Source organism: Nonomuraea sp. NPDC049419, assembly GCF_040676995.1.
Lineage (GTDB): Bacteria > Actinomycetota > Actinomycetes > Streptosporangiales > Streptosporangiaceae > Nonomuraea > Nonomuraea salmonea.
Window position 1 is genome coordinate 25,582 of the sequence record NZ_JBFAQB010000034.1, and the last position, 25,905, is coordinate 51,486.

A 25,905-nucleotide genomic window follows, 5' to 3' on the forward strand; every position below is an offset into this window, starting at 1 on the left:
TCCCTCTCAGCGCTCCTCCCCCTCTGACGATCAGACAGAGCCGCCTGGTCACGCGCGGCGTCGCCTGGCACGACGCACAGGGCTGCTCTGCGTGGCGCTTGCGGTCACCGCATGGGTTCTGATCGTGCTGTCCGGTGCGGTGGGATCGGTGTCGGTGAGCCTGGTGGAGGCGGCTCAGATCGTGATCGGGCATCTGGTTCCGGGGATGCCGTGGATGTCGGACGGGACGTTGACGCCGTTGCAGGATCAGGCGGTGTGGCAGTTCCGGCTGCCGCGAACGCTGCTGGCGGCGCTGGCCGGTGCCGGGTTGGCGCTGGCGGGCGCATTGATGCAGGTCACAGTCCGCAATCCGCTCGCCGAGCCCTACATTCTCGGCGTGTCCTCAGGGGCGAGCGTCGGGGCGGTGCTCGTGATCGTGTTCGGCTCGGCCGCCTTGGGCGGGTTGTCGTTGAACGTGGCCGCGTTCGCGGGCGCCTTGGCGGCCTGTGCCGGCGTCGGGGCGTTGGCGCGGAAGGACGGAGCGTTGTCGCCGATGCGGATGATTCTGGCCGGTGTCGCGTTGGGAACCCTGCTGAGTGCGGTGACGAGCTATCTGACGATCTCCACGGACGCGCAGAACGTCGTCAGCGTGCTGTTCTTCCTGCTGGGGAGCGTGTCGGCGGCATCGATGCCGAGCCTGATCGGCCCGGCCGTCGCGCTCGCGGTGGCCGGGGTGATCGCGGCACTGCTGGCGCGGTCGCTGAACGCGCTGTTGACCGGGGACGAGTCGGCGGTCTCGCTGGGGGTGAACGCCTCCCGGTTGCGCGGGCTGCTGCTGGTGGTGGCGTCGCTGCTGACCGGCACCGTGGTCTCGGTCGCCGGCGGGATCGGGTTCGTCGGGCTGGTCGTCCCGCACGTCGCGCGGATCGCGGTGGGTGCGGACCATCGGCGGATGCTGCCGGTGACGGTGCTGGGCGGGGCGGTGTTCCTGATGATCGCAGACCTGCTGGCGCGTACGGTCGCGGCGCCGACGGAGATCCCCTTGGGCATCCTCACCTCATTCGTCGGCGCTCCGTTCTTCCTGTGGCTGATGCGGCGGAACGGGGCCGAGCGTGCGGGGTTCGGCCGATGAGGGTGGAGTTCGACGACGTCACCGTCGCCCTCGGTGGCCGGGACGTGGTGCGGCGGGCGTCGCTGACCGTTGAATCGGGCACGGTGGTGGGCCTGGTAGGGCCGAACGGCAGCGGAAAGTCCTCCCTGCTGCGTACGCTCTACCGCGCGCTCAAGCCACGGCAGGGCATGGTGCGTCTCGACGGGCAGGACGTGCAGCGCCTGAGCGGCAGGCAGTCGGCGCGAGCGGTGGCGGTCATGCTCCAGGACCCGGTGACCGACTTCGACCTCAGCGTCCAGGAGACGGTGCTGCTGGGCCGCGCTCCGCACCACGCCTCCTTCGGCCGGGACACCCCGGACGATATTCGTATCGTGGAGGAGGCGATGCGCCGCGCCGAGATCACCGACCTCGGCGACCGCATGGTCTCCACCCTCTCCGGCGGCCAGCGGCAGCGCGTCATGCTCGCCCGCGCTCTCGCGCAGGAGAGCCCCGTGCTGGTGCTGGACGAACCGAGCAACCATCTCGACATCAGCCACCAGCACGAGCTGATGAGCACGGTGCGCAGCCTGGGACGCACTGTGATCGCCGCCCTGCACGACCTGAACCTCGCGACCCAATACTGCGACCGTGTCGTCGTGCTCGCCGCCGGTCGCATCATCGCCGCCGGGCCGCCGGCGCAGGTGTTCAGCCCTGAGCTGATCCGCACCACCTTTGGCGTGGACGTCCGCGTCCTCGGCGACCCCGATGAACCCGTCTTCGCCTTCCGCCGCCTCGATGCGAGCGGTGACCCCATCGACCTGACCTCCACCCGAACAGAAAGCAGCACACCCACATGACGCGCGCCTCTCGCATTCCCGCACGTTCCGCCGCCATCGCGAGCGCCGCCGTGGCGTTGCTTCTCGCCGGCTGCGGCACCTCCGTGGCTCCGCCCTCCCCGGGAGCCGGCGCGGCCGCCGCGGTGACGCTGGAGAACTGTGGCCGCAAGGTCGTCGCCAACGACGCTCCGAAAGCAGCCGTCGGCATGCACCCGGCGCAGACCGAGCTGCTGCTGCGTCTCGGCCTGGCCGACCGCATCGCCGGGCAGGCCCAGGCCAAGGCACAGGCACTGCCGCAGGACGTGGCGCCGCTTGCCGCGGGCATTCCGGTGATCGGCGGAGTCACCCCGCCCAGCCGTGAGGACCTGCTGGCGGTCAAGCCGGACTTCGTCTACTCGCCCACCACCTACGAGTTCACCGCTGAGCAGGGCTTCGCCAGCATCGAGCAGCTCGAGCAGGCCGGAGTCTCCGTCTACGTCGCCAACGGCGGGTGCAAGGACCGGCGTATGACCGGCGAGGTCACGGATCTGTTCACCGATCTGGAGAACATCGGCAAGATCTTCGGCGTTGACGACGCCGCCGCCGGCCTCATCGCGAAGAGCCGGGCCGAGCTCGACAAGGTCGCCAAGGCGCTCGCCGGCGTGAAGAAGCTGCGCGTCGCGCAGGTGTACGTCGACGGCACTACCCTGCAGGCCATTGGCGCCGGCGTCGAATACGACATCCTTCGCCTGGCGGGGGCCGACAACGTCTACACTCCCGAGCAGCCGGCGTTCGCGAAGTTCTTCGCCGCGACGATCACACCCGAGTCCCTCGCGGCCGAGCGGCCCGACGCGCTGGTGTTCTCGGTGTACGACGACAAGCACGAGGCCGCGACCCGCAAGTACCTCACCACTACCTTCCCGGACATGCCGGCGGTGCGCGATGACCGGCTGATCGCGGTCTCCAGCGCCGACGTGTTCCCCGGAACGCTGGGCAACGTCTCGATCGTGCGGCAGATCGCGGAGCGGCTCTACCCCGACGCGTTCTGAGCCGTGATCCGCGCACCGGCCCGGAACGCACGGCGTCATGCTCCGGTGCGCGGGCGCAGGGTCCAGCCCTCGCCCCCGTCAGCGCGCATCGGCGCCCTCGTCCAGGGCGAACCTGGGCAGCGTCGCTTCCACCTCCCGCACGGCCTCGTCGAACCGGCCGACTAGGTCCTGGATGCGGGCCGGCGTCACATCAGGGCTCGGGGGCGATCAGCGAACCGAGCAGCCCCCGGGCCGGGCCTGGGCTCACGAGACCTGGCGGGCTTGACGTCATTGAATGACGTGTAATCTAATGACACGACATTCAATCTGGCAGGGAGCACGTGATGACCTTCTCAACGGACCCGATCAAGAACATCTCGGTGATCAGCACCGGCTCGGTGGCCATCCGTCCCGAGCACGTGGGGCCGACATGGAAGAACACCTACGTGTGGCTCTTCACCTCCACGCGGTGGACCGCCGCACGGCCGATCAACGTGTACGTGATCGAGCACCGCGATGGTGTGGTCCTCTTCGACACCGGGCAGGACCGCGCGTCGGTCACCGACCCGGCCTACTTCCCCGGAGGGCTCAACGGGCTGGTCTACTCACGCCTGGCGAAGTTCGAGATCGGCCCGACCGAGACGCTCGCCGCGGGCCTGTCCGGGCTGGGCTACCGCGTCCAGGACGTGAACACGGCGGTGATCTCCCACCTCCACCAGGACCACATCGGCGGGCTTCCGCTGCTCGGGCACGCCGACATCGTGGTCAGCCGGGACGAATGGAGCTCGCTGAGCGCGCCCCTCCCGGAGATGCGCGGTCTTATGCGCTCGCACATCGAGCTTCCCGGGCTGAACTGGAAGCGAGTCGCCCCCGAGCCGCTGGCCGATCCGGCGCTGGCGCCCTTCACCGACGGCCACGATCTGTTCGGCGACGGAAGCCTGGTGCTCCTGCCCACCGCCGGCCACACCCCCGGATCGCTGTCGATGCTGGTCCGGCGGCCCGGCCATGCGCCGCTGCTGATGGTCGGCGACCTCACCTACGACGCCGACCTGCTGTTCGCCGGTGAACTGCCGGGCGTGGGAGACAAGAAGCAGATGCGCGACGCCGTGGCCAAGGTCAACGCCTTGCGCCAGAAGATGCCGGACCTGGCCGTCCTGGCGGCTCATGACCCGGCGGCGGCCGACCGCCTGGCCGCCGCGCTCGCGACCGGGGCGGTGGCACCTGCGGCCGGCTGAAGAACTGCGCTACCTCTGCTCGGCTTGGGACCACTGCTCGGCTGCGACGAACTCATCGAAGGCGCGCCCGTCCAGGGGACCCTCGCGTTGCTCCGCACCTTCGCCGACGCGTTCCCCGCCGGGCGGGGCCGTGGCGCGCCGCACCATCACGAACCGGAAGGCGATCTCATGAACACCGTAGAACAGGCCGTCCTGACCGTCGACGCCTCGCCTGAGCGGGTGCGCGGCCTCCTGCTGGACCCGCTCGCACTGCCCGGATGGAATCCCGCGTTCCACAGCATCGACGGGCCGCCTGAGGCCGCCGCCGGCCAGGAGTACCGGATCACCGTCCGGCCCGGGCTGTCGGGTCATCTCATCTACAAGGACATTGGGCCGGACCTGATCGTCACCGCATGGCAGGTCCCCGGGTTCTCCGAAGAGGGCAACTGGCTCCTGCGCCGGCACGGCGCGCAGACGATCGTCCGGCACGACTTCAAGCACACGGGTCCTCTCGCGGCCCTGCTGAGCCGGGCCTATCGCGGAGTCGCCGGACTACGGCTGGAGCGACTCGCGCGGACGGTCGCCGCGAAAGCGGCGCCGGTGGGGTAGGTCGCCGTCTGGACACGCCGCAGGCGGGAAGGCCGCGCCGGCGCCGGAGACCGAAGGACATCTTCAGGACCTCTCCGGTCGGGAGAAGCCGCGGCTGCTGGGGACCAGAGCCGCGGCGGCCGGGGCGAGGAAGCACACCAGCGCGCATCCGGCCAGGACCGGCTGCCAGCCGAAGGCGTCGACGGCCGGGGCGAGGAAGGCCAGGCCGACGGGGGCCAGGCCGTAGGAGACGAGGAAGTCGAGCGAGGAGACCCGGGCCAGCAGGCGCGGCTCGACCTCGCGCTGCGTGGCGGTGAACCAGGGCACGTTGAACACCTCGATGCCCAGCCCGGCCAGCGCATACGCGGCGAATACCACCGCCGGGTGCACCGGGAGCAGCAGGCTGAGCGGCGCGAAGCCGTACAGGGCCAGGCCGGCGAGCGCGGCCCAGCCCTGGGCGCGCGGTGTCCAGCGGGCCACGAGCAGCGCACCGGCGAGGGCGCCGAGGGTGTAGGCGGTGAGCGCCGCCGCCAGGACCGCCTCCGTGCCGTAGCGGTCGCGGCTGACCAGCGGGAGCGCCACGCCGGTGGCCGAGTAGCCAGTGAAGATGACGGCGGCCAGCGCGCCCAGCCCGGCGAGGAACCACGGGTGCCGGCGCGCCTCGCGCACGCCCTCGCCGAACTCCGCGAAGAACCGCACGCCGTCCGCCTCGCGGGCCGGGGCGGGCAGGCCCCGGGGCGGCAGCACGGCGGCGGCCAGCCACAGCAGCCCGGTGCCGATCAGCAGCCACCAGGTGTTCAGGACGGCGGCCAGCAACGCCGTGCCCGCCGGCGCGACGAGGGTGGTGACGCGCACGGCCAGGGTCATGGCGGCGTTGGCCTGCCGGCGGCGGCCGGCGTCCACGACCTCGGCCGTGAGCGCCTGGAACGCGGGCCGGCACGCCCCCTGGCCCGCGCCGACGACCGCCGCCGCCACGGCCATGAGCGGGATCGACCGTCCGAGCCCGAGCGCGATGAACGGGGTGGCGAGCGCGGCGGCCAGTCCGGCCCACCACACGACGGCGCGGCGCGAGTACCGATCGGCCAGGACCCCGCTGATCGGCACCGCGGCGAGGAAGCCGGCGGTCCGGGTGGCCAGCACGATCCCGAGACCGGCGGCGGTGAGCTCGCGGTCCAGCACGGCGAGCCCCAGCACGAACGGCAGCGCCCAGGTCGCCAGCCCCGAGGCGGTGGTGCCGCACCACAGCCGCAGAAACCGCCTCTCGCGCAGGATGGACCGCGCCGCGGACGGCGACGTCTCCGAGCCGGTGGTCATCGGTGCGCTCACAGGTGCACTCCTCCAGGGGACCGGGACGAACGAGACTCGTGATCTACACCATGCTCCGGTGCTCACCCGGTCACGTCTGGAGCTCGCGCAGGTATTTCGCGAACCCTTCCAGGCCGTCGATGTTGCGCGGCCCGCTGATGCCCTCGTTGTAGTCCAGGACGTAGAAGCGATCGTTGACCACGGCGGGCAGCTTGCTGGTGGTGGGGAACTCCTTCAAGAACTTGATCTTCTCCGTGGCGGGCTTGTCCCCGTAGTCCAGGATGACGATGACCTCCGGCTTGGCCTCGACCACCGCCTCCCAGGTGACCTCGCCCCAGCGCGCGTCCAGGTCGCCGAAGATGTTGCGGCCGCCGGCGAATCGGATGATGTCGGTGGGCGGCACCTGGCTGCCCGCGGTGAACGGCTTGTCCGTGCCCGAGTCGTACAGGAAGACAGGAGTCGGGTCGCCCTTGGGCGCCTGCGCCTGGACCGCTTCGACGCGCTTGCGGTAGCCGGCGATCAGTTCGTGGGCCTTGGCCTCGACGCCGAAGATCTTGCCGAGGCGTTCGAGGTCGGTGTAGAGGGCCTCGAACGGCGCCACCCGCTCGGGGTGGCCGGGGTAGTTGAAGCACGACTCGGTGTGCATGAAGCTCTGGATCTTCAGCCCGTCGAGGATCTCGGGGGTGATGCCGCGCTGGTCGCTGAAGCCGGAGCGCCAGCCGGCGACCACGAAGTCGGCCTTGGCGTCCACGACCAGCTCCCGGTTGAGCAGGTCGTCGCTGAGGAACGTCACCTTGGCGTACTCGGCCGCCCAGGGCGACTCGGTGACCGGCGGGTTGGCGGGCGGCATCACGTAGCCGTGCACGTGCCGGGTCAGGCCGAGGGCGAACAGCTTGTCGGCGCTGCCGCCCTCGTAGACGACGGCCCGGCGGGGCGTGGTGTACTGGACGTCCTCGCCGCACCTCTTGACCGTCACCGTGCGCGCGGCGCTCGCGCCGCCCTCCACCTGCGCTCCGCATCCGGCGAGCAGGAGCGCGCCGGCCAGGAGCACGGCGGGGGTGCGTCTGTTCACTTCGGGTTTCCTTTCATGGTCGTGGCCGTGCCCAGGTCGTAGAGCACCTGGGGGACCCCGGTGAGCGGATGGGGGACGACGCTCGCCTCGACGCCGAACGCCTCGCGCAGGAGCTCCTCGGTGAGCACCTCGGCGGGCGGGCCGCACGCGACGAGGACGCCGTGGGAGAGCACGGCGAGCCGGTCGCAGGCGGAGGCGGCCAGGTTGAGGTCGTGCAGGGTGACCAGCACGCTCAGCGCGGCGCCCCTGAGCATCGACAGCAGCCGGATCTGGTGGTGCAGGTCGAGATGGTTGGTCGGCTCGTCGAGCACGAGCAGCCGGGGTTCCTGGACGAGCGCCCGGGCGACCAGGACGCGCTGGCGTTCCCCGCCGGACAACGACAGCACGCCACGGCCGGCCAGGTGCAGCACCTCCATCCGCGCCATCGCCTGGCGGCACAGCTCACGTTCGCGGGCGCTGAGCGCCTGGTTGCCGCGCAGGTGAGGGGCACGGCCCAGGGCGACGACCTCCTCGACCGTGAAGTCCAGGTCCGCCCGCCCCTCCTGGGTGAGGGCGGCGATGACGCGGGCGCTGTCGCGCAGCGGCAGCTGCGACAGGTCCCTGCCGTCGATGAGGACCGCGCCGCCGCTGGGCTGCAACGCCCGGTACACGCAGCGCAGCGCCGTCGTCTTGCCCGAGCCGTTGGGCCCGACCAGCCCCACCACCTCCCCGTCGCCGACGGAGAGCGCCAGCTCGTTGACGATGGCGGCGCCGTCGATGGACACCGAGAGATCGTCCAGCAGCAGGAAGGTCATCAGCGGCCTCCGAACAGGTAGCCCCGGCGGCGCAGCAGGACGACGAAGACCGGCACGCCGACCAGCGCGGTGATCACGCCCAGTGGCAGCTCGCGTGGCGCCACCAGGGTCCTGGCCACCAGGTCGGCCCAGACCATGAAGATGGCCCCGGCCAGCGGGGCGATGGTGAGCACGCGTACGTGTGCCGCCCCGACCCACAGCCGCACCAGGTGCGGCATGACCAGCCCGACGAAGCCGATCGCGCCGCTGACCGCGACCATCGCGCCCGTGGCCAGCGAGGTCAGCACGAACAGGCCCTTGCGGAGCCTGACGGTGTCCACGCCCAGGCTCACCGAGGTCTCGTCGCCCAGGGCGAGCACGTCCAGGCTCCGCCCGGAGCGGCGCAGCACCACGACGGTGACCACGGTGACGACCGCCACGACCGGGAGCGCTCCCCAGGTCGCCGCGCCGAAGCCGCCCATCGACCAGAACAGCACCGTGCTGGTCGACTCGCCGTCCGGGACGAAATACACGATCAGGCTCATCACGGCCTGGAAGCCGAACGCCATCGCCACCCCGGTGAGCACCAGCCGCAGCGGCGACAGCCCACCGGCGCCGCGCGAGGCCAGGTAGACCAGGGCGGAGACGAGCAGCGCGCCGAGGAACGCGCCGGCCGACACCGCGTAGATCCCCAGGGCGGTGAGCGCGCCGGTGGCGCTGACCAGCACCGCTCCGGCCGACGCCCCCGACGACACGCCGAGCACGAACGGGTCGGCCAGCGCGTTGCGCACCATCGCCTGGATGGCCACGCCGACCACGCTGAGCCCGGCGCCCACCAGCGCCGCCAGCAGCACGCGCGGGGTCCGTACCTGCCAGATGATCTGGTACGCGGTGACCTCCTCGGCCGTGATCGAGCCGCCGGTCACCGCCGCCCACAGGTAGCGCAGCGTCTCCCCCGGCGGCACGGCCGCGGCGCCGAGACCGATCGCCAGCAGCATCGACACCGCGAGGACACCGGCCAGCGGAACGACGATCAGCGGCATGGCCGGCCCCGCCGCTCTACCGGTGGGTGGATCTTCAGCTCCCGGGAACGCCGGCGACGATGCCACGCCGGAGACCGATGAACCTGACTCGCGCAACGATCTCAAGGACACTCCAGAAAATGAGAATCATTTCCGCCAGACCGTATCACCACGTCTGTCTCCCGGCCTATCGGGCGTAAGCGGTGAGACAGCGAGCTGGGTCTGCTGCCGCGCACCTGAGTGCGGGCGGGAGGGTGATGGCGCGGCCGAGTACGGCGGACGGGCCGCTCCCGGACGGTGGCCGGCCGCCGGAGTCCCGGGCGCGAGGGGGCTCGGCCGGGTTCCGTGGGCGTTCATGGTCCTGGTGGCCCTGCTGGTGGCGGGGCGCTTCCTGCTCGCCCCCCACCTGACGCATCCGGCGGTGCGGACCTGGGCGACCCAGCGGCTTCCGCGGCATGCTCACCGGCCTGGCGGAACCCGCCGTCGAGCATGGCGGTGTCGGGGCGGTGTCGGTCAGCGGTGTGATCGGCCCGTGCGTGAGCCATGCCCTCGGCCGGCGAGAGCACCGGCTGCCTCACGGGCGGTGGGCGAACAGGTGGGACAGCCGCTCGCCGAGCTCGTCGTAGGAGCCTTCGGCGGCGACGCGTCCCTCTTCCAGCAGCACGATGTGGTCGGCCTGGCGGATGGTGGACAGGCGGTGGGCGATGACGAGCGTGGCGCGTCCCGCGGCGGCTTGCCGGAGCGCCTCGGTGAGGCGGGCCTCGTTGTCGGGGTCGAGGTTGGCCACCGCCTCGTCCAGGACGAGCACCGGCGCGCTCGTGGCGAGCGCCCGCGCGACGGCCACCCTGGCGCGCTGGCCGCCGGACAGGGTGGCGCCCCGCTCGCCGACCGGCAGCTCCGGGTCGAGGGTGAGCTGGGCGGTGCGCAGCGCGGCCGCCGCGTCGGCGCCGGGGGCGCCGAGCCGCACGTTCTCCTCGATCGTGCCGGCGAACAGGCGCACGTCCTGCGGAACGACCGTGACGTGCCGGTGCAGATCGGCGATCCGCGGCAGCGGCACGCCGCCGACCAGGATGCGCCCGCCGTCCGGGTCCCAGTAGCGCAGCAGGAGCGACACGCAGGTGGACTTGCCCGCCCCCGACGCCCCGACCAGGGCGACCGTCTGGCCGTACGGGATGCGGAAGGACACGCCGCGCAGCACGTCAGGCCCGTCGGGTGTGTACCGGAAGCGCACGTCCTCGAAGACCACGTCCGGCCGTTCGGCCACCTGGAGGGGCCCGCGCGGCGGCGGCACGTTGGCGGGCGCGGTGACCAGGGTGTGCACGCGGCCGGCCGCCGCACGCAACGTGCCGTACTCCTTGAGCAGCAGCGCCACCTGCGCCGCGGGGCCGAGCGCGCCGACGGCCAGCACCATGGCCACCGGCGCGGCGGCCGGATTCCGGATCATCGTGGCGACCAGGAGCAGCGTCCCGGCCAGCGCGACGGCGAGGAGCAGGTCGGTGAGGGCGGCCTCCAGCCCGCCGCGCGCCGCGTCGGCCGCCTGGGCGCGGGCCAGCCGGCGGGTCCTGCGCGCCAGCAGGTCCCTGCGGCGTTCGAGCGCCCTGAAGGCGGTGAGCTCGGGCATGCCCTGGACGGTGTCGATGACGTCGGAGGTCAGCTCGGCGGTGGCGGCCCTCAGTTCGTCGCCCTGCCTGCGCGAGGTGTCACGGAACCACAGCGGCACGGCCACCACGCATGCGGCCAGCGGCAGTGACACCGTCAGCAGCAGCGGATCGATCGTCGCCGCGGCCACGCTGCCCGCGGCGAGCACCGTGCCGGCCGTGATGAGCTGCGCCAGCGTGTGGGCGAACAGCCACTCCAGGGTCTCGATGTCCGACAGCGCGACCGCCGACAGGTCGCCGCTGCGGCGGCCGAGCAGGCGGGCCGGGGCGATCCTGGCGATCGCGTCGTACACCTGGCCTCTGAGCCTGGCCAGCACCAGGTAGGCCAGGTCGTGCGCGACGTAGGTCTCCCACCAGGCGGCCAGGGTGGCGACGGCGACCAGCCCGCCGAGCACGGCGCCGGCCAGGTCGAGCGGGGCGCTCTGCCCGCTGATGGCGCGGCCGACGAGCCAGGCGCCGGTCACGGTCGCGCCGAGCGCGGCGAGTTGCCCGAGCAGGTTGGAGACGAGGGTGGAGATGAAGGCGCGGCGGTGCGCGCCGACGGCGCCCGCGAGCCAGCGGATGGACGCGTTCATGCCACGGTCTCCAGAAGGGTGCCGTTCTCCAGGGTCACCACGTGGTCGGCCTGGCGGATGGTGTCGGGGCGGTGGGCGATCATCAGGCAGGTACGTCCGCGCCGCACCTCGGACAGAGCCTGCTCGGTGCGCGCGTCCACGTGCGAGGTGGCCTCGTCGAGCACCAGGACGGGGGCGTCGGCCAGCAGCGCCCGCGCGATGGCCAGCCGCTGGCGCTGCCCGCCCGACAGCGTCGCCCCGCGCTCACCCAGGGGCGTGTCGTAACCGTCGGGCAGCTCGGCGATGAAGTCGTGGGCGGCGGCCAGCCGGGCGGCGGCCATCAGGTCCTCGTCGCCGGCGTCCGGCCGGGCCAGGCGCAGGTTCTCGGCCACCGTGCCGTGAAAGAGGTAGGTGTCCTGCGCCACGACGGCGACATCGCCGCGCAGCGCGTCAAGCGTGAGGTCGCGCACGTCGATCCCGCCGATGGTGATCCTCCCCTGGTCGGGGTCGTGGTGACGGTGCAGGAGGGCGGCGAGCGTGCTCTTGCCCGCGCCGGACGGGCCGGTCAGGGCGACGGTACGGCCCGGCTCGACGGTGAAGGAGACGTCGCGGACGGCGGGCCGCGGGGCGCCCGGGTAGGTGAAGGTGACGTGCTCGAACGTGATGGCGGGTGCGTCGGGCACGTCGCGTCGCGTGCCCCGGTCCTCGACGGCCGGGGACGCCGCCAGCAGGGCCTCGATGCCGTCGACCGCCGTGATTCCGAGATATCCGGCGTGCCAGGCGTCGGAGAGGCCCTTGACCGGGCGGAAGCACTCCACGGCGATCACCAGGACCACGAACACCTCCCACGCGCTGCCCGCGGTCGCGGCGGCGAGGATGGCCGCGGCGGTGCCCGCCTGGACGAAGAACGTGCTGATCCCGGTCTCCACCAGCGAGATCCTGAGCTGGCGCATCGTCGTCAGGTAGAGGCCGTGAGCTCGCCCGGCCAGCCGCGCGCCCAGCGTGCCGTCGGCCCCGAACGCGCGCAGCGTCGCCATGCCCTGCGTCGCCTCCAGGTAGTCGGAGGCGAGCGCGGCGAACGCGGCCCACCGGCCGCGTCCCCGCCGCAGCAGGGTCGCGTCCCAGAACCGGGGAATGACCAGGACCCCGGCCACGGCCGCGGCCAGAACCGCCGCGGCCGGCGGGTTGACCGTGAACAGCCAGCCGACCAGTGCCACCGGCACGCAGCAGGTGACGACGACCTGCGGCAGGTAGCGGCTGAAGTACGGGTCGAGTCCCTCCACGCCCTCGACCACGGTGGTCTGCACGCTCCCGGTGCGCGTGCCGGTCAGGTGAGCGGGCCCGAGCCGGCTCAGGTGAACGATCAGCCGGTCGCGCAGCCTGGCCTTGATCAGCCCGCCCGCCCACACGGTCACGACCTGCCTGGCCCACAGGAGCACCGCCCGGGCCGCGATCACCGCCAGGGCCCAGGCCACCAGGCGAACGGCGGTCATGGAGTCCCCGCGTGCCAGAGCCGTCAGGGCCGCGGCGAGCAGGACGGCCTGGGCGACGTACGCGCCGCTGACGGCCAGGCCCAGGCCCACGCAGGCCGCGATGGGCCCGCTCACGCTGCCGGCCAGTTGCAGCAGCCGGCGATGGACGATCACTCGCTGTCCTTCCCGTTCGAGGCATGGATTGCCCTTGATGCGAAGCGAGCGTAAATGATAACTATTTTCACCGTCCAGAGTCGACAATGGATCTCCCAGCCGGAGGCCTCCCTGCACCGCAGCGCACGCAGAACAGGCCGGCACGAACAGCCGGTACGGCGGCGCCATCAGCCGGCGGTCCAGCTCGGCCACGACCCGCTCGGGACCGGCGACGGGACGCATACGTTGAGCAATGTTCAGGGCGTGGAGATGACCCCCGGGCCGTGTTGCGGCGGTTGCGGGTGGCGCGCGGGCTGCCCCTATCGAGGGCTGCGACCGTACGGGCCCGAGGACTCCCGCTGGTTCTTCGGCCGCGATCGAGCCGTGAGCGCGCTGGTCGGCCGTCGTGCTCATCCGGGCGAGCACCCGGTCGCTCATCGCAGGGCGCCGAGGACGAGGCGGATCATCGAGCGGGCCAGCGCCTCCGGGTCTTCGTGAGTGCTCTCGGGCAGCGCGCCGCTGAGCCACAGGCTGGTGAAGCCGTGCGCCAGCGACCAGGCGGCGATGGTGGTCATCCGGTCGTGTTCGGGGCCGGGTGACAGGGCGCGGGCGCTGGTGATGAGCACGTTGGCGGCGCGTTCGTGCGCGGCCTGGACGGCCGGATCGTCGGCGCGGTAGAGCTCGGGCCGGAACATCACCTCGAAGTAGGGCCGATGGTCGATGGCGAAGCTGACGTAGGCGACGCCGACCTCCCACACGTCATCGGCCGCGCGCTCGAGCGCGTCGCCGAACAGCGCGAAACCCTCGACGGCCACGGCGGTCAGCAGGCCTTGCTTGTCGCCGAAGTGGTGGGCGGGCGCGGCGTGGGAGACGCCCGCGCGGCGGGCCAGCTCACGCAGGCTCCAGCCCGCCGGGCCCGACTCGCCGATGGCCTGCAGCGCGGCGTCGATGATGACGCGTTTCAGGTTGCCGTGGTGGTACTGATCGATCTCTCTCACCTCCGGGTCCGGTGCGGCGACCTCACCTTATCTTGACATTGACAAGATACGCATCCTCCTCCAATCTTGCCAGCGACAAGATTGGAGGACGGGATGGTTCCGTTCATCGCCCTCACCGGGGGCTTCGTCGTTCTGCGTCTCATCGGCCTGGCCGGCGTCGACATCCTGGACGCCTGGCAGCCGGCCCTGCGCGGCGCACTCGCCCTGATGTTCGTCTTCACCGGCGTGCCGCACTTCCTGCCCTCATGGCGGCGCGACTTCGTCGCGATGATCCCGCCGGCGATCCCGCACAAGGAGCTGATGGTCACGCTCACCGGCGTGCTGGAGCTGGCCGGCGCCGCCGGGCTGCTGTACCCGCCGCTCGCGCCCTACGCGGCGATCGGGCTGGCCCTGCTCATGCTCGCCATGTTCCCGGCCAACGTCTCGGCCGCCCGCCGCGGTCTCACCCTGGCAGGCAAGCCGGTGACGCCGCTGCCCACCCGTACGGCCCTGCAAGTGCTGTTCATCGCCGCCGCCGTCGCAGCGGCCGCCTGACCCACCGAACTCTTGAGGACGATCCACATGACCGCCGACATCGACTCCATCGACCACACGGTGCTCATCACCACCGACCTCGCCGCGGCCGCCGCCCGCTTCGAGGCTCTCGGCTTCACGCTCAGCCCCGTCTCACCTCACCACCTGGCCGAACGACCCGGCGGCCCGCTCGTGCCCACCTGCACCGCCAACCGGTGCGCCTACTTCGGGCAGTCGTTCATCGAACTGCTCGGCATCGTCGACCCCGCCGCCCCTGACCCCTGGGGCGTTCACCAGTTGCGCCGGACCTACCGCGGCCTGCTGATGACGCTCGGCTCACGCGACATCCAGACCACCGCCGACCGGCTGCACGCCGCCCGCCTGGCCTCCACCGGCATCCGCGCGCTGGAACGCGAGGTCGCCACCCCCGAGGGCACCCGCACGGTACGCGCCGACAGCGTCCGCATCGACGCAGGACACACCCCAGAAGGAGCGCTCCAGGCCACCCAGCACCACACCCCGCAGTACGTCCACCAACCCCGCTACCTCGATCACCCCAACGGCGCCGTCGGCCTGCACGGCGTGCTGGTGGCCGTGCCCGACGACGAGGTCGACGAGCACGAGGAGCGCTACGCCCGCCTCCTGGACGCCGACGTGTGGATCGACGGCCCCAAACACGTGCTCTTGCTGCGACACGGCCGGGTGGAGATCATCCCGCAGTCCGCGCTCGGCGACGTCCTCCCTGGCCACACGGTGCCCGCCCTGCCCCTGCTGGCCGCCCACACCGTCGCCGTACGCGACCTGGCCACCGCACGCGACCTCATCGAGCACAACATGATCGACACCCGCACCACCCCCGACGGCTTCTACGTCACCGCCGAGGACGCCTGCGGCGTGCCACTCGCCTTCACCCAGAGCTGACGATCCTCTCGCGTGCGGTGCGAGCCGCGTCGGCGCCGGGGCTGACGCGGCCACCAGGAAGGCCACCGCCGATCGTGTACTGAACATCGACGCGGATCACGCCGGGCCCCGGGTGGCCGGGGCCTTCGTCACAGGGGTTCAGGCCGGGCCGGCGGCGCGGGCGTGGGCGTCGAGGAGGTGGGCGACGGCTTCGGTCACCTGGACGGCGAACGGGATGTTCAGCCATTCGTCCGGTACGTGCGCGTTCGAGTCCGCGCCGAGGGCTCCCGTGACGACGAACTGGGCCCGCGGGTACCGCCGGCCGAGCATCTCCATGAACGGGATCCCGCCGCCGATGCCGAGGTTCTGGCACGGCTTGCCGAACACGCCCTCGCCGACCTGCCGCAACGCCGACGCCAGCCAGGGGGTGGTCTCCGGGGCGTGCCAGCCGTTCATCACCATGTACTCGCCGACCTCGACCTGCGCCCCGTACGGCACGTCGGTCGTGAGGATCCGCTCCAGCGCGGCCCGCGCCGCCTCGGCGTCGGCCGAGGGCGGCAGGCGGAAGCTCAGCCGCAGGGACGTCCGGTCGCGCAGCACGGCGCCCGCCACCGCCGGGTCGGGCAGCCCGGCGGCGCCGGTGATGGACAGCGTCGGCCGCCAGGTGTTGTTCAGGACGAGCTCGACCTCGTCGTCGGACACGCGACGCATGCCAGGCAGCACCGGGAGCCGGGGCACGGCGACGTCCGGATGCCGGGCGACGAGCTCCGCCGCCTCCGCGCGCCGCTCCTCCGGGATGGGCACCACCATCTCGGGCACCTTGACCTCGCCGGTCTCCGGGTCCTCCAGCCGGTCGAGCAGCAGGCGCATGACGCGGAACGAGCTCGGCACGATGCCGCTCCCGAGCCCCGAGTGCACGCTCGCCTCCAGGACGCGCACCGTCACGGTCGCCTGCACCGCGCCGCGCAGGCTGGACGTCAGCCACAACCGCTCATAGTCACCGCCGCCGTCCAGGCAGACCACCAGCGACACCTCGCCGAGCCGGTCGGCCAGATGCTCCAGGTACGCGGGCAGGTCCGGGCTGCCGGACTCCTCCCCCGTCTCCAGCAGCATGACGGCCCTGGCGTGCTCGCCGCCCGCCTCGTGCACGGCCTCAAGCGCGGTCGTGGCCGCATAACCCGAGTAGCCGTCGTCGGCGGCGCCGCGGCCGTAGAGCCGGTCGTCGCGGATCACCGCCTGCCACGGACCCAATCCTTGCGACCAGTCACCGAGCGGCGGCTGCTTGTCGAGGTGCCCGTACAGCAGCACGGTCCCGGCCGCCGCCGCGCCCGGCGTCGCGGGCACGTCCACGAGCAGCAGCGGGGCGCGGCCGTCCAGCTGCACGACCTCGCAGCGCGCGCCGGGCAGGCCCCGCGCCGCCACCCAATCCCGTACGTGCTCGACGGCGGCCCGCAGCTGCCCGTTCTCCTGCCAGGCGGCGTCGTAGGCGGGTGACACGGCGGGGATCTCGACCAGCCCGGAGAGACTGGGCAGCACGTCCGTCGCCCAGGCCTTGCCGATCGATTCGCGAAGTTTCTCAGAGTCCATCCCGCCATACTGTCGCAAGCTCCACGTCGAGGGTCACTCCCACCCATGACGGCACGACAACGTGCCGTTATGGCCTTGAGCTCGCCACCGTGCTCGTCCTGGGCGGCCGGCGCCAGGCCCGGCATTCGGCGCGGGCTGAGCAAGACTGATCCCTTGACGGTTCAGAGTCCGCCCACACGATAGGAGCCCGGTATGGCACGTCTCCAGCAGGTCGTCTTCGATTGCGAGACGCCGTCCGCGCTGGCCCGGTTCTGGGCAGCCGCGCTGGACGAGTTCGACATCCGGCCCTACGACGACGCGGAGATCGCCCGCCTCGCCTCGCTGGGCTACACGCCGGAGACCGATCCGAGCGTCATCCTCGACGGACCCCACCTCGAGATCTGCTTCCAGAAGGTCCAGCTCGAGCCGCGGTCGAAGACACCCGTGCATGTCGACATCGTGTCCGCGGACTGGCCGGCGGAGATCGACCGCCTGGCCGGCCTGGGCGCGACCGTCAAGGAGCGGTTCGAGGCCCATGCCTGGATGCGGGATCCGGAGGGCAACGACTTCTGCGTCGTCGACGGCGATCACGGAGGCTCCGGCCTGCAGCACGGGGGCGAGCTGACGTGAAGACCTGATCCAGGTGGATCACCGAGAACGAGCGCGATCCTGCCGGCACGGCTGGGCGGGGTCGTTCCCGCACGAGCACAATTATTCAACCGGACAAATCACGAAATGTCACCTTGAATGTCCGAGCGTTTTAGACGAAGATCTTTTCTTGCATATCCGCCGACTTTTAAGCGGGTCAACTCATTCCATCGAAATACTTGCCGCCGCCTCATTTCGCGGGTCCAATGAACTCGTAACTTGAGAGCCGAGATGCGCAGTCATCCCGACCGAATGAGGTGATGCGCGTGGCATCTCCCATGAAGGGCACCACGTCAGCCCGTTCTCGCGGGCAGACGAGATGAGTGACGAACCCGTCGGTGGTGAAGGGCGACTTTCCCTCCACGAGCTTCTCGAACCGCGCGCCGTCCCGCACTCCAGCACGCCCAGCGTGCATGCGGGAAAGGGAGTGACACGCGGCAAACTGGGCCATTTCGACCAGGGCACAGCCGGACTGATCGTCAGGAAGCCCGGCGCGCCGGGCCGGTACATGCTGACGTGCGCGCACGTCCTCGGCCTGGCGCCGTCCGCGGACGCGGCCGAAGACACCAAGGTGGTGTACTCACCGGAGCTGAGCAAATGCTGCGAGATCGAGTGCAACAACCCGATCGGCACCGTGGTACGGGAGACCCTTGATCAGCTGATGGACAAGTCCATCCAGGCCAAGGTCAGGATCGGCCAGGTCGATTTCGCGGTGGACGCCGCGCTCGTCGAGCTCGCCGCCAAGACGGACGCGTCCAACGAACTGCCGAAGATCGGCATGATCGCGGGGGTCCGTGACCTCATCGCGGAATGGACGCTCTCGGCGTCCGAACCGTCGCCCGACGGCGCGCTGTCGCTGCCCGTCGAACGCCACATCCCGGTGCAGAAGTACGGCGCGAAGACCCAGTTCTCCCGCGGCAAGATCGTCGCGCTGAAACGGGTGCCGATCAAAGAGGCCGGCGGCGAGGGACAGGCGTGGGTGTTCGAGGTCGAGGTCGTGCCTCCTCCCGGCCAGGAGCCGGTCACCGAGTACCGGCTGGACATGGAGCGGTATCTCACCGCGGACCCGACGATCACCCCGCAGGCCATCAAGGCGCACTTCGACCAGTCCGGTCTGACCGTCTCGGTCGGCGGCACCGCCGCCCAGCCGACGCTGATCGTCAGAGGCAAGCACTTCTCGGAGCCCGGAGACTCCGGCACCCCCATCGTCGACGACGACCGCAAGGTGGTGGGCATCCTCGCCCAGGGGCTCAAGCAGACCATTCTCGTCACGGGGATGAGCGCCCCAGTCGAGATCCTCACCGGACGCTCCCAGGGCATCTTCATCGGGGCCGCGTTCAAGCACCTGAACGTCGAGCTGGCTCCGCCCGGCGTGACCACGGGCGGCGACGCGGTCGCCGTTCCCGGAATGGCCATCAGGCGCGGCGGGCGCCCGCTGGACTGGTCGGCGGTCCACGCCGCATGGACCTCCCTGGAACGCAGCGAGCTGGGCGAACGATTGGGCAAGGTGATCCGCCGGCACGTGGCCGAGGTTCGCGAGCTGGTGCATCACAACCGGCGCGTCATGGTCACCTGGCACCGCCGCAAAGGGCCTGCGTACGTCAACGCCGTCCTGCGCGGCGCCGAGCGGCCGGACCGGCCGCTCCCGGCGGAGATCGACGGGGTGAGCCCGGTGGACACGCTGACCGCGATGCGCGACGTGCTGATGAAGGAAGGCAGCGAGGAGCTGCGCGCCGACCTCGCCGCCCACGGCGAGTACATCCTGGATTTGCTGCGACGGGCGACCTCGCCCGACGGCACGCTGAGCCTGCCGGGTCTCATGGGGCCGCCGGCCGTGCGGATCGTCAACGCCCGCGGCGTGCCGGGCGTCGCCTCCGTCCTCGTACGCGACGCCGAAGGCGCCCTGCACCTGCTGACCGGCCACCACGTGCTCCACGGATCCGGAGCGCGGCCCGGGGACGTCGTCTGGGCGCTGCCGTCCGACGGCGACGAGCCCGTCCGGCTGGGGCAGGCAGGACACGGCCACCTCGGCACCGTCAAGCATGACGGCGAGGAGTACTTCGTCGACGCCGCGCTCATCAGGCTCGACGACGTGCGGCACCTGCCCGGCTGGCTGCGGCTCGCGCTCGCCGGTCCGTGGCCGGTGGAGGTCGCCCGCCCCGAGCCGAAGGCCCTGGTGTGCAAGCACGGGCCGGGCGCCGGCCGCACCGACGGCGTCCTCCTCGACGTCGCCTACCCCGACCGGCCGTTCATCGACGGCCGCGAGTTCCGCGCGCCGGGGCAGCTGCTGGTCGGGCCGCGCGATCCAGGGCGGGTCTTCTCGACGTCGGGCGACTCGGGCGCGGCGCTGCTGGACGAGCGGCGCCGCCTCGTCGGGCTGCTCTGGGGAGCCACCGCGGGCGGCGACGGTGTCGCCTGCCCCATCGCACCGGTGCTGGACCGCCTCGGTGTGACACCGGTCGGATCGGCCGAGCCCGTGGGAGCGGGCCGGGAGGAGTCGCCATGAGCACGGTGGAGAATCTCGGGGCACCACTCCCGATGGCGGCGGCCGCTCCGCCGTTCGTCACGGCCGGCGCGAGCATCGAGACCAATCACGACAAAGGGCCCGGCTCCCTGGGCTGTTTCGCCCGCGACAGCAGCGGCCATCCCGTTCTGCTGAGCTGTTCCCACGTCCTGTTCCCCGGATTCAAGGTCATCGGCAACATGGCCGTCCACTCCCCCGACTACAGCTCCTGCTGCTCGGGCGGCGTACGGATCGGCCGTCCCATCTACGACCCGAACCAGAAGGCCCAGCCCATCGAGGGCGGCGCGTGGGTGGGCGGCTACCGCGAAGGCCAGTGGACGGGCGGCTTCAACTGGATCTCCACCCCGAACGGCCACGCCAGCGAGACCGACTGCGCCATGGCCCGGCTGGACCCCGGTGTCACCTTCCGCAATGCCTGGCAGGTCGACGTCGGTGGCACGGTGACCACGATCCCGATCAAGGGAGCGGTCACCAGCGGCCTCGGCATCGGTAAGGGACCGGCCCTGGGCACGTTGCCGGCTCGCGAGCAGTACGTGCGGGTCTACAACGCCGTCAACGGGCGGCTCAAGTACGGCACGCTGCTGAGCAACACCCTCGCCCCGCAGGACCCCGCCGACCCCGACCGCATCGTGATGAGAATGGAGATCTCCGATCCCAGCGATCACGCGGCCGGGTCCATGACGAACGTCAACCAGTTCCTGATCCTGCCGAGGCCCAGCCCGATCCCCGGGCAGTCGCTGATCGACAGCTACCGCAACGGTGAGGAGCTGACCTTCGAGGGCGGCGACTCGGGCAGCGTGGTGATCAACCACGAGAACCGCGTCGTCGCGATGATCATCCGAGCGGGGCCGATCGACAAGTACATGAACGTCGACCTGAGCGCGCCCGAGTTCGCGAACGTCAGGAACATCGGCATCGCCACGCCCATCGGCAAGGTTCTCCAGCGGCTCCAGGTGGAGATCCCCGCCGTCGAGGACGGCTGGTCGGGCGCCGCTCCCAGCGCCGGCAGCGCGGTCCATTCAGTCGTGGTCCGGCCTCCGTCCGCGGCCGAGCTGGCCCGGCTGCGCGGGGTGGCGGAGCTGCGCGACCAGCTGCGTACCAGCCTGCTCGGGCGGCTGCTGCTGGGCAAGATCGGACAGCACCGGAGGGAGGTGCGGGAGTTGCTCAGGTCGGAACGCCACGTCGCCGCCGCCTGGCAGGCCCTGCAGGGGGCGGCCTTCTACCATCACTGCGTGCGGGGCGTCCGCACTCCCGGGCACCCGATCCCGACGGTGATCAACGGCGTGAGCCGCGCCCGGCTGGCCGGCACCATGCTCTCCTTGCTGATCCAGCACGCCGGGCCCGCGCTCCGCCGCGACCTCGAACGCTACGGGCAGAAGCTCATCGACGCGCTGCTGCCGGTCGAGACGATGCAGGATGTCCCCGCCGCTCTCGCCCGCCCGCGAGCGCGGTCGTGACCGGTGAGCGGGGCAGCCTCGACGGGCTGCTCGGCCAGCTGTCCACGCTGCTGTCCCCGCTGACCGGCCTCTCCCCGGCCGGGGCGCGCGAGTTCTTCGCCGGCGTCGGGCTGCCGCTGACGGACGCGCAGGCCACCACCATCGCGCCGGCGCTCAACGCCACCACCGGATCGGTCGGCTTCCTCATCGAGTTGCTGCGCGAGATCGAGGAAGCGGTCGAGGACGAGCAGTGGGACGAGGTCCTGCGCCGGATCGCGCGCGCCGGCGGCCAGGTCAGCGCGGTCATCTCCGGCTTCGACGGGCTGAAGACCGCGCTCGCGGGCCTGAACCTGCCCGGCGCGGAGCCGATCCTGGCGACCTTCCCGCAGCGGGTGTTCAACCTGCTGCTCGCCGACCACCTGGGCCGGCAGCAGGGCGTCAACGAGCTGCTGGAGTTCCTGGGCGTCCTGGTGCGCACGGACCGCAACGTCGGCCTGTTCGACCCGCAGAAGCCGTTCTACACCGAGAACGACTTCCGCTTCGACCGCATCGGCGGCTGGCTACGCGACCCGAACGCCCAGCTCGCCGCCCTGTACGACTGGAACGCGCCGGGCTTCGACGGCACCAAGCTCCTCGCCGTGCTCGACCGGATCGCCGCGTACGCGGGACTGCCGTCGCTCTTCGACCAGAGCGCCACACCGCCCACCCTGGACCTGATCTTCGCCTCGCTCGTCCCGCGCACCGACCTCGACCCGCCGGGCATCGCGCTGGAGCTGCCGCAAGGGCTGAGCACGGGATCGATCGAGCGCAGCGGCGAGGCATGGACGCTCACGCTGCGGCTCGACGCCGACGTCCCGGTGGACACGACGCTGGTGTTCCAGCCCGGCGGAGCCAAGGTCGAGCCGCCGCCCGGCGCCACCGTCGCGGGAACGGCCGAGGTGACCCACAGCTACCGCCGCGATCCCGCCGACCCGGTGGTCCTGCTGTCGCTGCCCGGCGGCAGCCGCATCTCGGTCGAGCAGGTGGACGTGACGCTGCGGCTGCGCGCCGAGCCGGACGGGCGGCTGGAGGTGCAGCTGGGGGCGCTGCTGCAGCGCGGCAAGGTCCTCATCACCCTGGGCGGCGGTGACGGGTTCATCGCGAAGCTGCTCGGTGACGTACGGATCGAGAGCGGCTTCGAGCTGGGCGCCCGCTTCGGCCTGGCCGACGGCCTGCGCTTCGACGGCAGCGGCGGCCTGGAGGTGCGGCTGGCCTCCCACGCCGCCCTCGGCCCCGTCGACCTGTCGGCGCTCACGCTGCGGGTGGGCATCGAGGACGGCGCGTTCACCCTCGGCCTCACCACGGATCTGAAGGCCGCACTCGGGCCCATCACGGGCGCCGTCCAGGGGCTGGGCATCGAGATCCCGTTCGCCTTGACGCCCGACGGCAAGGGCAGCCTCGGGCCGGTCGACGTGCGGCCGCGCCCGAAACCGCCGACAGGTGTCGGCCTGTCCATGGATCTCGGCATCGTCAGCGGCGGCGGGTTCCTCTTCTTCGACCCCGACCGCGGCGAGTACGCGGGCGCCCTGGCCTTCAGGCTGGCCGGGTTCATCGACGTGAAGGCGATCGGGCTGATCTCCACCCGCATGCCGGACGGCACGCAGGGCTTCTCGCTGCTGATCATCCTGACGGCCGAGTTCGGCGGGATCGGCCTGCAACTGGGGTACGGGTTCACCCTGCTCGCCGTCGGCGGCCTGCTCGGACTCAACCGCAGCATGAACCTCGGGGCGCTGGCCGAAGGGGTGCGCACCGGCGGCGTCGAGTCGGTCATGTTCCCCAAGGACGTGGTCGCCAACGCGCCGCGCATCCTCAGCGACCTGCGGGCCTTCTTCCCGCCCGAGCAGGACACCTTCCTGGTCGGCCCCATGGTGAAGCTCGGCTGGGGCACCCCGACCCTGATCAGCGTCTCGGTCGGCGTCATCGTCGAGATCCCGGGCAACATCGCGATCATCGGCGTGCTGCGCTGCGTCCTGCCCGCCAAGGAGCTGCCGCTGCTGGTGCTGCAGGTCGCCTTCATCGGCGCGCTGGAGTTCGACAAGCAGCGGCTGTGGTTCTACGCCCAGCTGTTCGAGTCGCGCATCCTGTTCATGACGATCGAGGGCGGCATGGGCCTGCTGGTCGGCTGGGGCGAGGGCGACCTCGTGCTGTCGGTGGGCGGCTTCCATCCCTCGTTCAAGCCGCCGCCCCTGCCGTTCCCCGTGCCGCCGCGCATCTCGGTGGACATCATCAACCAGCCGTTCGCCCGCATCCGCGTGTCCGGCTACTTCGCCGTCACCAGCAACACCGTGCAGTTCGGGGCGAGTGCCGAGCTGGTGCTGGGCTTCGATGACTTCGGCCTGCAGGGCCACCTCAGCTTCGACGCGCTGTTCCGGTTCTCGCCCTTCGCGTTCGTCATCGACGTCTCAGCGCACCTGTCGCTCAAGGCTTTCGGCGTCGGCCTGTTCAGCATCCACCTCAGGTTCCAGCTGGAGGGCCCGGCCCCGTGGCGGGCGCGCGGGCGCGGGTCCATCTCGCTGCTGTTCTTCGAGATCTCCGCGGACTTCGAGCTGACCTGGGGTGAGAGCGACAATCCGACACTGCCGCCCATCGACGTCCTGCCGCTGCTCTGCGACGAGATCGGCAAGGTGGAGGGCTGGGCGACCAGGCTGCCGAACGGCGCCACCCAGGCGCTGGTCAACCTGCGCACGCTGCCGGAGACCGATCAGCTGGTCCTGCACCCGCTCGGCACGCTCTTCGTCCACCAGCGGCTGATCCCGCTCAACGTGCGCATCGACCGGGTCGGCGCGCAGCGGCCGCGCGACGGCAAGCGGTTCAGCATCGCGCCGGCGCCCGACAGCGGCCTGGTGCAGGTGTCGGTCCAGGACGACAAGTTCGCCATGGCGCAGTTCCAGGACGTGGACGACGCGGCGAAGCTGACCATGGCCCCGTACGAGGACCAGGACGCCGGCCTCGAGCTCACCGCCCTGCAGGGGACGCTCGCCTCGGCGCGCGCGGTGCGCCGCAGCGCCCGCTACGAGCTCATGGTGATCGACAGCAAGGCCCGCGGCGCGACCGAGCTGCGAGCCGCGCGCACGGCGCCGCTGCCGGACATCGCGCCAACCCGCACGAAGCGGCTCTACAGCGTCAGCCCCGCGGTGTTCCAGCCGCTGCTCGACGGCGCCAGCACCAGCCGCTCCCCGCTGTCCCGGCACGAGGCGACGCTCCGCCGGCCTTTCGCCACCGAGGACACCCTCCAGGTGACCGGCCAGCGCTACGTCGTCGCCCACAAACGCAACAACCAGCAGGCGTTCCCGCCGTTCTCCGCCGGCGCGTCGAGCTTCCGCAGCAGGACCACGGCGGCCGAGGCGCTCGCCGCGTGGGTGGAGGCCGAGCCGAGCCTGGCCGGCACGCTGCACGTCATCCCCTCGTCGGAGGCCGCAGGCACCGCGCCCGTCCCCGGCGGCTGGAGCGACGGCGCAGCGCTGGCGGCGGCCGTCGCCACGGACAGCGAGGTCCTGCTGTCCGGCGGCCGGGTGCTGCTCGCGGGCGGCGCGGACACGACCGGAACACCGCTCACCGCCAGTACGGTCTTCGATCCCGTCGCCGGTACGTGGACGCCGGCCGGCCTCCTCACGACCGCCCGCCACCTGCACTCCCTGACCCGGCTCTCCGACGGGCGAGTGCTGGCCTTCGGCGGGACGGCAGAGGACGGCTCCGCGCCGGCCGCCGCCGAGGTGTACGACCCGATCGCCGAACGCTGGACGGCCGTCCCGGCGGGGACGTTCACGCCGATCACCCGCCACGGGCACACCGCCACCCTGCTGGCCTCGCAGAAAGTCCTGGTCGCCGGCGGCACGGGACGCCGTGACGGCGAACCGGCCGTCCTGGACTCCGCCCACCTGTTCGACCCCGCCACAGGCACCTGGCAGGACACCGCGCCGATGACCGACGCCCGTACCGGGCATCAGGCCGTCCGGCTGCGTGACGGCCGGATCCTCGTCATCGGCGGCGCGCTGCTCACCGGACGCGGCCGGGCCGCGCTCGCCTACTGCGAGATCTACGCCCCGGCCACCGGCACCTGGACACCGGCCGGCAGCCTCACCACCCCGCGCGCCGGCCACCAGGCGACCCTGCTGCCGAACGGCACGGTCCTGGTCACCGGCGGCGACACCCTCGCAGGACGGCACGGCATCACATACCGGGCGGGCAGCCTGGACAGCGCGGAGCTCTACAACCCCGCCACCGACAAGTGGACACCGGTCGCGCCCATGCCGGGCGGGCGCAGCCGCCACCGCGCGGTCCTGCTGCCGACCGGCAAGGTGCTGGTCCTCGGCGGCACGAGCGGCCCGCGCTTCGCCGCCGGTTTCCGCAACGCCGCCACCTACGACCCCGGCACCGACACCTGGACGAGCACCGGCGCCCTGGCCACAGGCCGGTGGGACTTCGCCGCGCTGCTCCTCACCGACGGGCGCGTCCTCGCCGCGGGCGGCCGCGTACGGGCGGGCGCGGCGGCACCGGAAGGCCAGGACGTCCTGACGGCCTCGGCCGAGATCTTCACCCCATGAACGCACCGACGACG

The 25,905-nt window shown here is 71.8% G+C and carries 20 protein-coding genes; 12 read left to right on the forward strand and 8 right to left on the reverse strand.

The genetic code is table 11. The features are described from left to right. Window positions 1-91: 91 nt before the first annotated feature. From AB0K12_RS46665 to AB0K12_RS46685, 5 genes are all read left to right on the forward strand, one after another. A complete protein-coding gene (locus AB0K12_RS46665) occupies window positions 92-1,111 on the forward strand; it encodes an iron ABC transporter permease (protein ID WP_364575490.1) in 1,020 nt (339 codons plus the stop codon). Then, the gene (locus AB0K12_RS46670) at window positions 1,108-1,926 is read left to right on the forward strand and encodes an ABC transporter ATP-binding protein (protein WP_364575492.1); all 819 of its coding nucleotides are present in this window, start codon (window positions 1,108-1,110) and stop codon (window positions 1,924-1,926) included. Before AB0K12_RS46665 ends, AB0K12_RS46670 begins: the two co-directional genes overlap by 4 nt. Further along, a complete protein-coding gene (locus AB0K12_RS46675) occupies window positions 1,923-2,933 on the forward strand; it encodes an ABC transporter substrate-binding protein (protein WP_364575494.1) in 1,011 nt (336 codons plus the stop codon). Before AB0K12_RS46670 ends, AB0K12_RS46675 begins: the two co-directional genes overlap by 4 nt. A 323-nt stretch (window positions 2,934-3,256) precedes the next feature. Further along, entirely contained in the window at window positions 3,257-4,147 is an 891-nt protein-coding gene (locus AB0K12_RS46680) for an N-acyl homoserine lactonase family protein (protein ID WP_364575496.1), read from the forward strand. A gap of 168 nt (window positions 4,148-4,315) precedes the next feature. Further along, window positions 4,316-4,735, forward strand: a complete 420-nt coding sequence (locus AB0K12_RS46685; RefSeq protein WP_364575498.1) for a hypothetical protein — start codon at window positions 4,316-4,318, stop codon at window positions 4,733-4,735. A 63-nt stretch (window positions 4,736-4,798) separates the two neighbouring features. Here AB0K12_RS46685 and AB0K12_RS46690 read toward each other — a convergent pair whose 3' ends face one another. The 6 genes from AB0K12_RS46690 to AB0K12_RS46715 all read right to left on the reverse strand — a co-directional run bounded on the left by AB0K12_RS46690 (window position 4,799) and on the right by AB0K12_RS46715 (window position 12,744). Beyond that, a complete protein-coding gene (locus AB0K12_RS46690; protein WP_364575552.1) occupies window positions 4,799-6,028 on the reverse strand; it encodes an MFS transporter in 1,230 nt (409 codons plus the stop codon). Between the two features lie 82 nt (window positions 6,029-6,110). After that, window positions 6,111-7,091, reverse strand: coding sequence for an ABC transporter substrate-binding protein (locus AB0K12_RS46695; protein ID WP_364575500.1), 981 nt, complete (start codon window positions 7,089-7,091; stop codon window positions 6,111-6,113). Beyond that, a complete protein-coding gene (locus AB0K12_RS46700) occupies window positions 7,088-7,885 on the reverse strand; it encodes an ABC transporter ATP-binding protein (protein ID WP_364575502.1) in 798 nt (265 codons plus the stop codon). The genes AB0K12_RS46695 and AB0K12_RS46700 overlap by 4 nt, the downstream gene beginning before the upstream one ends. Next, window positions 7,885-8,907: an iron ABC transporter permease gene (locus tag AB0K12_RS46705; protein ID WP_364575504.1), complete on the reverse strand. Its 1,023-nt coding sequence runs from the start codon at window positions 8,905-8,907 to the stop codon at window positions 7,885-7,887. Before AB0K12_RS46705 ends, AB0K12_RS46700 begins: the two co-directional genes overlap by 1 nt. A gap of 553 nt (window positions 8,908-9,460) precedes the next feature. Then, window positions 9,461-11,119 (reverse strand): ABC transporter ATP-binding protein, encoded by a 1,659-nt coding sequence (locus tag AB0K12_RS46710; protein ID WP_364575506.1) that lies wholly within the window; start codon window positions 11,117-11,119, stop codon window positions 9,461-9,463. Continuing rightward, the gene (locus AB0K12_RS46715; RefSeq protein ID WP_364575508.1) at window positions 11,116-12,744 is read right to left on the reverse strand and encodes an ATP-binding cassette domain-containing protein; all 1,629 of its coding nucleotides are present in this window, start codon (window positions 12,742-12,744) and stop codon (window positions 11,116-11,118) included. The genes AB0K12_RS46710 and AB0K12_RS46715 overlap by 4 nt, the downstream gene beginning before the upstream one ends. Before the next feature lie 249 nt (window positions 12,745-12,993). On the opposite strand from AB0K12_RS46715, the gene AB0K12_RS46720 reads away from it, so the two are divergent. After that, a complete protein-coding gene (locus AB0K12_RS46720) occupies window positions 12,994-13,221 on the forward strand; it encodes a hypothetical protein (RefSeq protein WP_364575554.1) in 228 nt (75 codons plus the stop codon). On the opposite strand, the gene AB0K12_RS46725 is transcribed toward AB0K12_RS46720, so the two are convergent. After that, entirely contained in the window at window positions 13,158-13,721 is a 564-nt protein-coding gene (locus tag AB0K12_RS46725) for a TetR/AcrR family transcriptional regulator (protein ID WP_364575510.1), read from the reverse strand. The genes AB0K12_RS46720 and AB0K12_RS46725 overlap by 64 nt on opposite strands. Window positions 13,722-13,814: 93 nt before the next feature. Between AB0K12_RS46725 and AB0K12_RS46730 the strand changes: the two genes are divergently transcribed. Then, window positions 13,815-14,255 carry a DoxX family protein gene (locus AB0K12_RS46730; protein ID WP_345408682.1) on the forward strand — a complete coding sequence of 147 codons (441 nt, stop codon included), beginning with the start codon at window positions 13,815-13,817 and terminating at the stop codon, window positions 14,253-14,255. 27 nt (window positions 14,256-14,282) lie between these two features. Next, window positions 14,283-15,155 (forward strand): VOC family protein, encoded by an 873-nt coding sequence (locus AB0K12_RS46735; RefSeq protein WP_364575513.1) that lies wholly within the window; start codon window positions 14,283-14,285, stop codon window positions 15,153-15,155. 138 nt (window positions 15,156-15,293) lie between these two features. Here AB0K12_RS46735 and AB0K12_RS46740 read toward each other — a convergent pair whose 3' ends face one another. Further along, a complete protein-coding gene (locus tag AB0K12_RS46740) occupies window positions 15,294-16,721 on the reverse strand; it encodes a M20/M25/M40 family metallo-hydrolase (RefSeq protein WP_364575515.1) in 1,428 nt (475 codons plus the stop codon). A 192-nt stretch (window positions 16,722-16,913) separates the two neighbouring features. On the opposite strand from AB0K12_RS46740, the gene AB0K12_RS46745 reads away from it, so the two are divergent. The 4 genes from AB0K12_RS46745 to AB0K12_RS46760 all read left to right on the forward strand — a co-directional run bounded on the left by AB0K12_RS46745 (window position 16,914) and on the right by AB0K12_RS46760 (window position 25,891). Further along, the gene (locus AB0K12_RS46745) at window positions 16,914-17,330 is read left to right on the forward strand and encodes a VOC family protein (protein ID WP_364575517.1); all 417 of its coding nucleotides are present in this window, start codon (window positions 16,914-16,916) and stop codon (window positions 17,328-17,330) included. Between the two features lie 445 nt (window positions 17,331-17,775). Then, on the forward strand, window positions 17,776-19,854 hold the full coding sequence (locus tag AB0K12_RS46750; protein ID WP_364575519.1) for a hypothetical protein: 2,079 nt from the start codon (window positions 17,776-17,778) through the stop codon (window positions 19,852-19,854). Beyond that, the gene (locus tag AB0K12_RS46755) at window positions 19,851-21,329 is read left to right on the forward strand and encodes a hypothetical protein (RefSeq protein ID WP_364575521.1); all 1,479 of its coding nucleotides are present in this window, start codon (window positions 19,851-19,853) and stop codon (window positions 21,327-21,329) included. The genes AB0K12_RS46750 and AB0K12_RS46755 overlap by 4 nt, the downstream gene beginning before the upstream one ends. Further along, window positions 21,326-25,891, forward strand: a complete 4,566-nt coding sequence (locus tag AB0K12_RS46760) for a DUF6603 domain-containing protein (protein ID WP_364575523.1) — start codon at window positions 21,326-21,328, stop codon at window positions 25,889-25,891. Before AB0K12_RS46755 ends, AB0K12_RS46760 begins: the two co-directional genes overlap by 4 nt. Window positions 25,892-25,905 lie beyond the last annotated feature (14 nt).

Excerpts from the sequence above, each read along its gene's own strand:
- AB0K12_RS46730 (WP_345408682.1), top strand. The coding sequence starts at position 13,815 with ATGGTTCCGTTCATCGCCCTCACCGGGGGCTTCGTCGTTCTGCGTCTC.
- AB0K12_RS46745 (WP_364575517.1), top strand. The coding sequence starts at position 16,914 with ATGGCACGTCTCCAGCAGGTCGTCTTCGATTGCGAGACGCCGTCCGCG.
- AB0K12_RS46690 (WP_364575552.1), bottom strand. The coding sequence starts at position 6,028 with ATGACCACCGGCTCGGAGACGTCGCCGTCCGCGGCGCGGTCCATCCTG.
- AB0K12_RS46670 (WP_364575492.1), top strand. The coding sequence starts at position 1,108 with ATGAGGGTGGAGTTCGACGACGTCACCGTCGCCCTCGGTGGCCGGGAC.
- AB0K12_RS46700 (WP_364575502.1), bottom strand. The coding sequence starts at position 7,885 with ATGACCTTCCTGCTGCTGGACGATCTCTCGGTGTCCATCGACGGCGCC.
- AB0K12_RS46720 (WP_364575554.1), top strand. The coding sequence starts at position 12,994 with ATGACCCCCGGGCCGTGTTGCGGCGGTTGCGGGTGGCGCGCGGGCTGC.
- AB0K12_RS46710 (WP_364575506.1), bottom strand. The coding sequence starts at position 11,119 with ATGAACGCGTCCATCCGCTGGCTCGCGGGCGCCGTCGGCGCGCACCGC.
- AB0K12_RS46680 (WP_364575496.1), top strand. The coding sequence starts at position 3,257 with ATGACCTTCTCAACGGACCCGATCAAGAACATCTCGGTGATCAGCACC.
- AB0K12_RS46685 (WP_364575498.1), top strand. The coding sequence starts at position 4,316 with ATGAACACCGTAGAACAGGCCGTCCTGACCGTCGACGCCTCGCCTGAG.
- AB0K12_RS46740 (WP_364575515.1), bottom strand. The coding sequence starts at position 16,721 with ATGGACTCTGAGAAACTTCGCGAATCGATCGGCAAGGCCTGGGCGACG.
- AB0K12_RS46735 (WP_364575513.1), top strand. The coding sequence starts at position 14,283 with ATGACCGCCGACATCGACTCCATCGACCACACGGTGCTCATCACCACC.
- AB0K12_RS46675 (WP_364575494.1), top strand. The coding sequence starts at position 1,923 with ATGACGCGCGCCTCTCGCATTCCCGCACGTTCCGCCGCCATCGCGAGC.
- AB0K12_RS46755 (WP_364575521.1), top strand. The coding sequence starts at position 19,851 with ATGAGCACGGTGGAGAATCTCGGGGCACCACTCCCGATGGCGGCGGCC.
- AB0K12_RS46705 (WP_364575504.1), bottom strand. The coding sequence starts at position 8,907 with ATGCCGCTGATCGTCGTTCCGCTGGCCGGTGTCCTCGCGGTGTCGATG.